The sequence below is a fragment of the Mycobacterium sp. genome, from assembly GCF_050701675.1.
Lineage (GTDB): Bacteria > Actinomycetota > Actinomycetes > Mycobacteriales > Mycobacteriaceae > Mycobacterium.
Window position 1 is genome coordinate 1 of record NZ_JBOGDD010000178.1, and the last position, 11,956, is coordinate 11,956.

Annotated in this window: 7 protein-coding genes; 3 read left to right on the forward strand and 4 right to left on the reverse strand. The window is 69.1% G+C overall.

The annotated features are described in order from the left end of the window. Nucleotides 1-91 precede the first annotated feature (91 nt). From ACRDUX_RS05245 to ACRDUX_RS05260, 4 genes are all read right to left on the reverse strand, one after another. Nucleotides 92-958, reverse strand: coding sequence for a hypothetical protein (locus tag ACRDUX_RS05245; protein ID WP_526411682.1), 867 nt, complete (start codon nt 956-958; stop codon nt 92-94). Between the two features lie 147 nt (nt 959-1,105). After that, nucleotides 1,106-4,552 (reverse strand): hypothetical protein, encoded by a 3,447-nt coding sequence (locus ACRDUX_RS05250; protein WP_526411684.1) that lies wholly within the window; start codon nt 4,550-4,552, stop codon nt 1,106-1,108. 720 nt (nt 4,553-5,272) lie between these two features. Continuing rightward, entirely contained in the window at nt 5,273-6,859 is a 1,587-nt protein-coding gene (locus tag ACRDUX_RS05255; protein WP_526411686.1) for a matrixin family metalloprotease, read from the reverse strand. Nucleotides 6,860-6,903: 44 nt separating this feature from the next. Next, nucleotides 6,904-7,473 carry a hypothetical protein gene (locus ACRDUX_RS05260; RefSeq protein WP_526411688.1) on the reverse strand — a complete coding sequence of 190 codons (570 nt, stop codon included), beginning with the start codon at nt 7,471-7,473 and terminating at the stop codon, nt 6,904-6,906. A 129-nt stretch (nt 7,474-7,602) separates the two neighbouring features. Between ACRDUX_RS05260 and ACRDUX_RS05265 the strand changes: the two genes are divergently transcribed. The 3 genes from ACRDUX_RS05265 to ACRDUX_RS05275 all read left to right on the forward strand — a co-directional run. After that, nucleotides 7,603-8,781, forward strand: coding sequence for a tetratricopeptide repeat protein (locus tag ACRDUX_RS05265; protein ID WP_526411690.1), 1,179 nt, complete (start codon nt 7,603-7,605; stop codon nt 8,779-8,781). A 66-nt stretch (nt 8,782-8,847) separates the two neighbouring features. After that, nucleotides 8,848-9,654 carry an AAA family ATPase gene (locus ACRDUX_RS05270; RefSeq protein WP_526411692.1) on the forward strand — a complete coding sequence of 269 codons (807 nt, stop codon included), beginning with the start codon at nt 8,848-8,850 and terminating at the stop codon, nt 9,652-9,654. Between the two features lie 64 nt (nt 9,655-9,718). Next, a partial coding sequence (locus ACRDUX_RS05275; protein ID WP_526411694.1) for a hypothetical protein occupies nt 9,719-11,956 on the forward strand: 2,238 nt, incomplete at its 3' end.

Sequence of the window (11,956 nt, forward strand, 5' to 3'; positions counted from 1 at the left end):
TCCCACTATCGGGTGACGTGCCGCGCGCAATCGTACTGTCGAAGGCAGCGACGGGCGCGGGCGCACAGCAGGCGCCCGGTCTCGAGCGCTCTCAGCGGGTGCGGGCGCGGCGCAGGCGGCGGAAGCCGCCCAGCGCGATGAGGGACAGCATCCCGAGCGCGATGCCCATCGCCGTCGGAGACAGGGCGGGGGCCTGGTTGGCGCAACCGGGGAAGAGCAGGCAGTTCTGATCCGCACAATCGATGAAGCCGTTGTTGTTGTTGTCGAGACCGTCGTCGCAGATGGTCTCGTCGAGCGGCGTGCCGTAGGTCTGGATGTAGTCGAGACGCACGTCGCCGGCGACCTGCGGGGTGATCGCCACCTTGATGCTGAACAGGTTCGCGGGGTCGACCCCGGCGAAGTCGGCGAAGGCGAACTGCAACGGCAGTGGCGTCATCATCACTGCCATGAGCACGGTTTGCGTGCTCGACGCCGTGTTCATATTGCCGTCGGTCAGCGTCACGGTGATGCCGAGCCCCGGCGGCGCAACCGCTGCGAGATCGGCGCCGAGGATCAGCACTTCGATGCCTTGCGCGAAGGCCAGGTAGGCGTTGAGTCCGCTGCCGTCGGCGTCGAACGTCAGCTCGGCCGCACCCTCGGCGGTCGACGACGTGATGTAGTCGAACAACGAGACGGGCATCGGTGCGATGCCGGCCGTCAGGAAGTCGCCGGCGTCAATCGCGTTCAGGATGACGTCGAGCTGTCGCACCTGGCCGATCACCCCGGCGAGGTTCGGGTCGACGCGCACCGTCGTACCGACCATCGTGCGCGCCACGTTGACGTTCTGCACGTACAGGGTGGCGGCCGACGCATCGGTGAACAGGTCGATCGGCGCTTCGGCGGCGGGGGCGACGGCGGTATGGAGAAGGATCGTCGCAACGACGATCCCGGTCCAGCGTTTGCGTGCAATGCGCGCCATCACCCCTCCTCGTGCCGCCCAACCGCGACCCAGGGGCGGGTACCCCGGGCGCGCTCTGGCTCACAGACAGGCGGTGAGTAGCACAAAACACCGGGCCGCCGCCACCGCGACTTTGCGCCATAGCGGTTGCCCGAGACCGAGTTCAGCTCATGGCGCGATGATCGTGCCGGCGCAATCGTCGCACGAGGGGCCCAGGCCGTTCGTGAGCTGGCAGGTTGTGCCGCTCTTCGTCCCGAAGAGCAGCGGGCCGGTGCCGACCTCGCCTGCGAGCTTCAGCCCGATGGTCTTGCATTGGCCGGATGCGAGCGAGAAGTCCCACTTGATCTCGCTGCCGCTGCCGCCGGTGAGCGAGCAGGTGGGATCGTTGGTCTCGTAGCCGTCGGTGGTGCCGCTGTCGACGATGTCGAATCCACCGCAGGCCGCCAGTCCGCCGAGGTCGACGGTGAAGTGGCTCAGATCCTTGTACGTCGAGCCCGGGCAGTAGCTCGGTTTGCCGCACACGGTCCAGGTGAACGTGGTGTTGGTGCCGTCGTACACGCCCGCCCCGTTCAGGAGCACGATCTTCATGCGATCGGCAGTGCAGACCGATTCGTCGACGCCGACGCAGTGCCGCGGTGTCGGCGTCGGGGTGAAGGTCGGCGTGATGGTGCGCGTCTTTGTGGCGGTAGGGGGAGGGGTGAAGGTCGCCGTCGGCGTGCGCGTCGACGTGCTCACCGGGGTTCGAGTCCAGGTCGGCACCGGTGTCACGCACTGCAGCGAGCAGTAGGACGCGCTGCCGGCGTGCACGGCCTTCAGCAGGCGGGCGTCGTAGCGCACGCCGTTGGCGAAGGACTGGATGAGGCTGCCGTAGAATGCGTCGACCTGGTACTTGCAGGGCGGCGGAGTGACGGTCAGCGTCAGCGTCGAGTTGGGGCCGACGACGCCGAGGCGATAGTTGAACAACTCCTGGTTGTCGATCACCTCGTCGTACTTCTTGTAGATCGCCAGGCCGACCGGGTAGCTGCAGGTCGACGAGGTGTTGGTGATCACCGTCTGAACCGAGCTGCCGCCGGTGGTGATCGTGGCGCTGAGGACCCCCGCGGGCGGTGTCGACGAGCACCCGCCGCGCGGCGTGGAGGCCGGCGTGGCGATGCGGGTCGGCGTCGCCGCCGTGCAGCTCTCGCCGGTACCGGGCGACGGCGTTGGCGTGGTGCTCGGCGTCGCCGTGAAGGTGCGGGTCGATGTCGGCGTCTGGCTCGGTGTCGCGCTCACCGTGGCGGTCTTGGTCGGGGTGTGCGTGTTGGTGGCCGTGCCGGTCTGTGTCGGCGTGCGCGTGAATGTGGAGGAGGGCGTCGGCGTCGCGGTGGGCGTCGCTGTGTTGACCGGCGTTTTGGTGGCGGTCGCTGTCGTGGTGTTGACCGGGGTCTTGCTCGCGGTCGCCGTCGTGGTGTTGACCGGGGTATTGGTCGGCGTCGGCGTCTTGGTGTCGGTGGGCGTCTTGGTGGGCGTCGCCGTCTTGGTCGGGGTGCTGGTCCAGGTCGGGACCGGCGTCACGCACTGCAGGCTGCAGTAGCTGGTTGAGCCGCCGTGGAAATAGGCCAGCAGACGCGAACCGTAACGCACGCCGTTGGCGAAGGAGAGCAGCAGGTCGCCGTAGAATGCATCCGCCTGGTAGGCGCAGGGCGGATTGTCGACCGTCAGGGTGAGGGTCGAGTTGGCCGGGACGACGCCGAGGACATAGTCGAAGATCTCCTGGTGGTCGATGTCCTCGTCGTACTTCTTGTAGACCGCGAGGCCGACGGGGTAACTGCAGGTTGCCGACGTGTTGGTGAACTGCACGACGGTGCTCCCGTTGACGGTGCTCATACTGGCGGTCAACGTCCCGGCCGACGGGGTGGCGCTACAGCCGGCTGCGGGGGTGAAGCTCACGGTCGGGCCCTGCGTCGGCGTGCCGGTGGCGCAGGCCTCGCCCGGGGTGCTGGTCTGGGTCGGTGTCGATGTCGGTGTACCGGTCTTGGTGTTGGTCGGCGTGGATGTCCTGGTCGCCGTGCTGGTGCTGGTGCGTGTGGCGGTGGCCGTGCTGGTCAGCGTCAGCGTGGGCGTCGATGTGGGCGTCGCCGTCGCCGTGCCGGTCTTGCTCGGCGTCGCCGTGGGGGTGTGGGTGAAGGTCGCCGTCGGGGTTTGGGTGACGGTGCCGGTGTGCGTGGGGGTGGCCGTCGGGGTCGGCGTGTTGGTGAAGGTCGCGGTCGGGGTGCTGGTGAAGGTCGCCGTCGGGGTTTGGGTGACCGTGCCGGTATGGGTCGGCGTGGCAGTTGGGGTCTGAGTGACGGTGCCGGTGTGCGTGGGGGTGGCCGTCGGGGTCGGCGTATTGGTGAAGGTCGCGGTCGGGGTGCTGGTGAAGGTCGCCGTCGGGGTTTGGGTGGCCGTCCCGGTATGGGTCGGCGTGGCGGTTGGGGTCTGGGTGACGGTGCCGGTGTGCGTGGGGGTGGTCGTCGGCGTCTGCGTGGTGGTGAAGGTCGCGGTCGGGGTCTGGGTGACGGTGCCGGTGTGAGTGGGAGTGGCCGTCGGCGTCTGCGTGTTGGTGGCGGTCGCGGTCGGGGTGTTGGTGAAGGTCGCCGTCGGGGTTTGGGTGACCGTGCCGGTATGGGTCGGCGTGGCGGTCGGGGTCTGGGTGACGGTGCCGGTGTGCGTCGGAGTGGCTGTCGGCGTCTGCGTGTTGGTCGAGGTCGCTGTCGGGGTCTGGGTGCCGGTGTGTGTGGGGGTGGCCGTCGGTGTCTGTGTGATGGTCGGCGTCTGGGTGAAGGTCGCCGTCGGTGTCTGTGTAACGGTCCCGGTATGGGTCGGGGTGTGCGTGACGGTCGATGTCGCCGTTGGTGTCTGAGTGAACGTGGCGGTGCTGGTTGCGCTGGCGGTGGCGGTCGAGGTGCGCGTGGCCGTCGGCGTGGCGGTGTTCGTTGCGGTGCCGGTACTGGTCGCCGTTGCGGTCGGCGTCGGCGTCGGGATCTCGATGGGGAACACCTCGATGAAGTCGAAGCGCAGGTCGCCGGCGACGCCCGGATTGACGGCGAGTTTGATCGCCGTGACATGCGCGAGATCGATCCCGGCGAATGCACCGTTCTGGAACGGCAGCTCGACGCTCTGCGCGCCGCTGGTGGTCATCGTCGTGGTGACGAAGCCGAGACGGTTCAGCGAGTCGGTGAGCTCGAGCCGGACGACCGCGGGCACGGCGGCCGCGTCGACGGCCTCGAAGCGCAGGCGCAGGCCGGCGAAGGTCGACAGATCGACGCCGGCGCCGCCGCCGAGGCCCTGGCCGCCGGCATCGTAGGTGAGCGCGATGCGGCCATCGGCGGCGACGCTCGACGAATACTCGACCCGGGTGAAGGGCGTGAACACGCCGGCGGTGACCGAATCGTTGGGCCCGATCGCCGTGGCCTGTACGCGGAGCTCGCGGATTCCTCCCATCACACCGGGCAGCGGCAGCGGCTCGACCACCGTGGTGAAGCCCACCGATGACTGCACAACCCCGGGCGGGAAGGCGGTCACCGTCGCCTGAGAAAAGTCGTCGACCAGCATGCTGGTCAACCCGCTGGCGGGTTGCGCCAGCGCCGGTCCCACGAGCGCGAGAACAATCAGGCGCGCCCACAGCCGGCGAAGGTACGAAGGTCGGGTTCCGCTTTCCATCGACATCATCACATTCCGCCTACTGGTGTTCCGGAGCGGCCAACGCTCCCGGCTGGCTCAGAAAAGTGACGCTTCGTCACCTGACTGACGCACGACTTCGGGAATTGGCCGATGCGAGTCCCGACAAAAGATTCTGTGTGGCTTGGTCTCAGGATTGCAGTGCCACTCATCGGGGGAGTGCATGCCCCGACCGAGCTGAGCGGCGCAAAAAAAGGCGACCAATAGGTCGTCGTCTGCAGGGCGAGCATGCTTGGGGGTCGGTCGGAGGGAAGCTTGACTGGTCTTGGTGGGTCGAGCTGATGTCAGCCAGCGGAGCCGCCGGCTGACTCAATGCGGTGGGACGCGGCCTGTGGATGGGTTGCCAGCGCCTGGCGTGGCGGCGATCTCTCTCAGGCGGCTCTCCGTCCCCGCTTCGAACTCTCGCGGCCGCAGCTGCGCAGCAGCGCTGAATCCCATCTCACAATTAAGACGCTGCCGCCGCTGCACGGCCAAGTCAACACGAAATTTTTGCTACAAGGGACGATTTCTTCATCCCCTGGCGACTTGGCACAGCGAATCGCAAGTCACCGGATTTGCGAATCAATCCGGGTGATGCCGGCGCGCGCTCCGGCTTATATTCGGGGCGCGGTAGGTGGGCTGGTTCGTGCAGCGGCGCTAGGCCGCACCGCCGCTGCTGGCAAGCACGTGGCGCAGGGCGTTGAGGAGCAGATCGAACCAGGAACCGGCGACCGGAGTCGAGGTCGGGGTAGGGCTCGGGGTCGAAGGCGCCGAGGGGGTCGACGTTGGGGGTACGGTCGGGGTGGCTGACAACGTGGGGCTGCCACTGTTGGTCGGGCTTGGCGCGGTCGGGGTTCGGGTGATCGGGCGGGTGCGAGTGGCGGTGTTCGTGCGGGTGGGGGTTGCCGTACGCGTTGGAGTGGTGGTGCGGGACGGGGTGGTGGTGCGGGACGGTGTGCGGGTGATCGTGCCGGTCCGCGTCGCCGTGGAGGTCGGTGCGGGAGTACGAGTGTAGGTGGAGGTCGGGGTCACGGTGGGTGGGATCGGATACACGAATTCGACTGCGGCTTCGTCGTCGGCGCGCAGACTGGCGCAGCGTCCGTCGAAGTGCGCCTGTTCGGCCATGGTGGCGGTCTTGTCTGTGGAATGCCCCAGTCCGAGCGTGTGGCCAAGCTCGTGGGTGGCGATTTCGGCCAGGCTGCAGGCGGTCCAGACCGCGCAACCGCCCCACCCATCGTTGAAGGTGAGCTTGCCGGCGTTGAGGCGCTGGAAGCTTGTACCGTTCACCTCGCGCCTTTCCTCCGTCTCGCAACCGCCGCCGATGGCAAGGACGCCGCGGCACTCCCGCGGATTGTCGAATTCGCCGAAGGGGTCGTTGAACAGGATCCGGTTCTCGCCCGGGCAGGTGGGAAAGGGGGCGGCGTCGGCATCGCCGACATGGCGCAGCTCGAGCGGTGAAGCGGCGACCGCCGTCCACGCGGCCAGGGCCGCTTCGACGGCGGCGATCGATACCTCGGGTCCCAGGGTTTCGTCGCCGAGCGGATCGATCTTGAAATCAATTGGAAGCCCTTCGTCGGGCTCGAACCAGCGTGAGAACGGTCGCAACAGGGTGAAGGCCGGCGGCGACACGTCGGCTGCATCGATCGGCGGCAAGGGCCGCAACCGAATCGGCGCGGTTGGTGCACCGGGCGCGGCGCGACGGATGCGCCGCATCAACTGACGCAACGGTACGTCGTCGCGTGGCGCCTCGACCGCCTCGCCCGTCTGCGGGTCGAGCACGGTCATGTTGGCTCCCATCTCGCGCCGGGCGCGCAGCTGCCTGCCGTCCGACTCGATGCGGTACTTTCCCATGCCCAGCGCGGTGGTGCGCAGCGTGCCGTCCGGGCGTTGGCTGAGGAAGACGAGGACGTCCTCGCCAACCCGATACTCCGGGCCGCCGTGGATCCACTGCGCGGTGCCGCCGACGCGCCCGCCCAGTTCGCGGAGGATGAGTGTATCGCCGTCGATCTGGCCGAAGACGACTTCGGACAGGCGAATGGCGACGTCGGTATAGATGGCGTTCGAACGCGGCTCGCGCAGCGCAGCGACCGATTCGACGCGCCCGACGACCGCGCCAGCCGACACCGCGGCGAGATCGCGCTCGTCCATCGGCACGACGGTCGTTGCCCCGGCGCGTACCGCTGCCAGCAGCGCGCAGGTCACGACTGCGGCGATGCAACGGCAGCGCCGGTCGATCGATTTCACCCCGACCACCTCACCTCGTCCCCCCGGCCGGTAGCGGTCGCCGGTCAGAACTCGGGGAACGGCAGGGGTTCTTCATCATAGTACATGATCGCGACGACCCGCTTGCCGGTCTTCGGGTCAGTGGTGACAACCATGTTGGTCACGGTCTTGTCCTTCTTGAAGGTCAGGAACGACTGTTCCTTGCCCTCGTATTCCTGGGTGACGTTCCAGTCCTTCTTGGTCAGCGTGTCCTTATAGAAGTTGAAGATCTTCTTGGGGTCGCCCTCGGCCGAGAAGACGACGTTGTGGGCGTTGTTGGCCAGATCCTGCACCGCGACCACCTCGGACCCCTCGGGCAGCGGCACGTCGGACGGGAAGCTGTCGGGCACGCTCACTTCCTTGCCCTCGCCTGGCGGCACTTCCGGTGGGTTGGTGGGTGCCAGCGCCCCAACCGGTGAAAGCTCGGCCACCGGCGGCAACTCGAGGGGCCGCCGCGTCGCGGCCTTGACACCGAAACCCCCGGCGCGCTCGGCCGGTTTCGCCGGCGGCTCGGGCGTCTGCTGGTGGCACGTACACGAGCTGAATGGCAGCAGGCTCGCCGCCAGAACGGTCAGGGTTATCCACCGGGATCGCATGGTTGGTCTGTGACCTCCTCCGACTTCGACCTCGGACTGTACACGGATATTCAGCTCGGTCCAAAGGTGGGTCCGGTTGGCAGCGCGCAGCCGAGTTGTTAGGACGTTCGTGCTCGCCGGAACCCGCCAATGACCAGTCTGTTCTGTTCGCAATGCGGCGCCAAGCTGCTGCCCGACGCCCGCTTCTGCGCCGAGTGCGGCCAGGCGGCGATGGCAACGGCGCGCAGCGCGGCGCGCGGCTGGCGCGTCGACCGCTTCGCCCCGCTCGTCGTGCTCGCCGTCGTCCTGGTCGCCGGCGCGGTGACGGTGATCCTCGGCAAGCAGGCGGAGGCCCCACCCAACGCGCCACCGCCGCGCGCCGCGGCCGGCGGCGCGCCGGGACCCGCCGCGGGAATGCCGGAGGGGCATCCGCCGGTCGAAGTGCCGGATGGGCATCCGCCGGTCGAAGTGCCGGAGGACGTGCGCAAGGTGATCGCGCGCATGGACGAGCTGGCGAAGGAGAAGCCGGACGACATGGAGGCCTGGCGCCAGCTCGGGTTCGTCCAGTACCGCGCCGGCCAGGTCGACCCGAGCTATCTCACCGCCGCGCTGGCGACCTACACGCATATCATCGAGGTCGAGCCCGAGAACCTCGATGCCCTGCGCGCGCTGGGTAACATCGCGTACGACCAGAACGACCCGCAACGCGCCACCGACTACTACCAGCGCTATCTGAAAGTGAAGCCGGACGATCTGAGCATCCAGACGGACCTCGGGACGATGCAGCTCTCGACGCAACAGGTCGAGGCGGCGCTCAAGACGTATCAGGCGGTCCTCGCCGTCGATCCGAAGTTCTTTCAGGCCCAGTTCAACCTCGCGATCGCCTACCGGGCCGCGGGCGACAGCGACATGGCGCTGGCGGCGCTGCAACGCGCCCGCGAAGTGGCGGCCGACGATGCCACGCGCCAACGCGTCGACCTGCTGCTGGCGCGTCTCAAAGGCGAGCCACCGCCCGCACCGGCGGCGGCCCCCGCCGGTGGCGGCAGCGCCGGCGGCACCTTGCGCGGTGACGTCGAGGCGGTGTTTCGCGGTCACCCGATCGTCGGACCGAAGCTCGATCGCATCGACTGGCCGGACGACACCCACGTCCGCATCATCCTGCGCCAGTTCCCGATGGACGGCATGCCGCCGGTGGCGCGCGACAAGTTCACCGAGCGCATCCGCACCGGGGTGCGGGCGAGCAAGGAAAAGCACCAGTCGACGGCGGCGATTCAAGTCGAGCTGGTCGATGCCGCCGACGGCCGCGTCATGGATACCGTCAGCGAGTGACCGGAGCGGGGCCTTCCCCGCTCCCACCCACCATAGTATGCACCAGCCAGTCGGTGGTCATCGCGCGTGAGCGAACAGCCCTACTATCTCCCGGTCGGCGACGAGGTCAGCCTGTTCGAGGCGGCCTATGCGTGCCGCTTGCCGGTGCTGCTCAAGGGACCGACCGGGTGCGGCAAGACCCGCTTCGTCGAGCACATGGCGCACCGACTGCGCGGGCGCGACGAGCACCCGATCGCCGGCAACCTGATCACGGTCGCCTGCCACGAGGACCTCACCGGCAGCGACCTGGTCGGCCGCTACCTGATCAAGGGCGACGACACGGTGTGGGTCGATGGCCCGCTCACCCAGGCCGTGCGCTGCGGAGCCTTCTGCTACCTGGACGAGATCGTCGAAGCGCGCAAGGACACCACCGTCCTCATCCATCCGCTCACCGACCACCGCCGCATCCTGCCGATCGATAAGCGCGGCGAGATCATCGAGGCGCATCCGGATTTCCTGCTGGTGATCTCCTACAACCCGGGCTACCAGAGCGTGTTGAAGGACCTGAAGCACTCGACCCGCCAGCGCTTCGTCACCATCGTCTTCGACTACCCGCCGCGCGACAAGGAAGCGCAGGTCATCGCGCACGAGAGCGGCGCCTCGCTCGACATCGCCATGGATCTCGCCAAGCTCGGCGAGAAGGTGCGCCACCTGAAGGCGAGCGGGCTCGAGGAAGGCGTCAGCACCCGGCTGCTGGTCTACGCCGGCCAGTTGATTCGCCAGGGCGTGTCGCCGCGTCGCGCCTGCGAGGTCTCGGTGAGCAAGTCGCTGACCGACGATCTCGAGAGTCAGCGCGCGATCGACGAGCTGGCGAGCTCGATCTTCGGGGCCTGAGCGTGCGCGCGCCGGGCGCGCCGCAACGGCACCACGGCGGCACGCGCGGCGAGGACCCGGCGTCGTGAGCACCCTGCGCAGCGTCTGGCTCGGTAGCCATCTGCTCGACGATCCGAGCGGGGCCGCCGCGCACGCCGACGCCCATGCGTTGGGCAGCCCCGTGCACCACCAGCTGCTGCAAGCGGGGGATGGCCTGGCGGCGATCTCCGCCGTGCTCGCCCAACGCTACTATCGCCGCGCGGCCGCCGCGTGGACGACCTTCGGCGCCGACGGCTTCGCACGCTGGGTCGAGCTCGGTACGGCGCTGGCGGTCAGCGAGCCCGTCTGCCGCGACGGCGCCATGGCGTTCTTCAACCTCGCACCGGCCGGTTTCGGCCGCGGCGGGGTCGAGACTGCCGCCGCCTGGGTGGCCCTGGGGCGCGAACTGGCGTCGACCTCTGCGAAGCTGGCGGCGCTCTTCTTTCGCGGCACCGCGCCGCTGCTGCGCAAACCCGGCGGCCTGGCGCGCTTGCGGCCGTGGGTCGACGTCGGCCGCGGCCTGTACGGCCAACACGGCTGGCAGGGAGAGTTCCTGGCGCAGGCCTACTTCGCGTCCGCGCCGCAGGCGACCGCCGCCCTCCACGCCACCGCCTACCAGCTCTGGGCGGGCGCGGCGGCCGCGCTCTATCCCGCCATCAAGGAACGCGACTTCTTCGGCCATCTCGATCGCGCGGTGAAGGACTGGAGCGCCGAGGACCAGGCGCTGTTCCTGCGCACGACGCTGAGCCTGGCGCCGATGGCAGCGAAGGAGGCGTTTGCGTTCTACCGCGACCTGCCGGCCTCGCTGGCCGGCCTCGACGGCCCCCAGCGCACGGCGCTGCTGGGCGTTCTCTGGCGCACCGGGAAGCGGTTGGCCGGCGCCGCCGCGGATCTGGCGCCGGTCGCCGGTGTGCTGCTGCGCCAGGTGCCGGCTGCGCACGCCCTCGAGGCGCTCGCGCAGGTCGACACGCTGGCCGCGGCATGTCCCGATGCGGTCGTCGCAGCGCTGCGCTCGTTGCCGCGCGTGTACGAGGAGGCGGAGCCGCCGCAGGTGCGCGCCTGGTTTGCCAGCGGCCTGGCGCTGGCGCGCGACAACCACGATGCTGGGATGGCGTACTTCGCCCTGGAGTCGCGCACCAGCCTGAAGATCCTGCACGCGACCTCGACCGCCGCCACGCTCGAAGAAGTGCAGGGCCTGCTGCGCAAATACGTCCAGATGCTCAGCGGCGCGCCGGCGAACCTGCGCGCGCTCGACGCCCTGCGCCTGCGCCCGCCGCTGGAGGAATGTCCGGCCGAGAACGAGATCGCCCTGCCGCTGCGCATCGACCAGTTGCCCACGCACGAGGACAACCTGCGCGTCTATCGTTTCCTCGCCGCGCAGCTCGCCGGGCGGCGCGAGTTCGGCACGTATGCCTTCGGCTCAGTCGGTGGCGTCGAGGATCCGGACGCCCCGCCTGGCGGCGCGCTGCTGCGCTACCTCACTGCGCCGGAGCGCCCCGAGGCGGTCGAGGAGCTCTTTCTGCTTGCCGAGGGCGTCCGCATCCATCATCGCCTCTGCGCCGACTACCGCGGCCTGGTGGGTGAAGGGCGCTGGGTCGCCGACCATGTCCTGGCGCGCTGGGCCGAGGCGGCGGCTCAGTCGCGCGCCCAGCGGCTCGACGCGGTCTTCCTGCTGATTCTGCGCGGCGCGGTGCCCGGCCCGCTGCCCGAATGGGTCGACGAGGAGGCTGCCGGGCTGATCGCGCGCGTCGTCGCACCGCTGGCCGCGCCGAGCGCGACGGTGCAGGATTCGATGCAGGCGGCCGAAGCGCTGGCCGGCGCGCTGGCCAGGCTGCAGCCGGCGTACGTCGAGAACGACCGCGAGCTCGACGGCTTCCTGCTCGACAAGATCACCGGCGATGCGTTGCTCGATCAGTACGGCGACGAGGACGATACGCCGGCCAGCCAGGCCCCGTGGGTGCAGACCGCCAACTCCGGCGCCGAGCCGCCCCCGGCGCCGCTGGACCTGCCGCTCGAGTTGTCGCAGGAGCCGGATGACGGGCAGGGCGGCGCCGTGCCCATTTCACCCGAAGAGCTCAAGCGCCTGCTCGAGAGCGGTGCCAACCTGCGCATCACGCAGGGCGCCGGGTCGGAGGTCGAGGGTGTCGGGCTGTTCATCACCGACCTGATCGGCAAGATCCCCAGCGATCAGCTCGACGAGCTGCGCCAACTGGTCGGGGCGCCCGAGGACCGGCCGCGCCGCGCGGCGCGCCATTTTCGCGACGAGACGAGCGACGGATCGTAC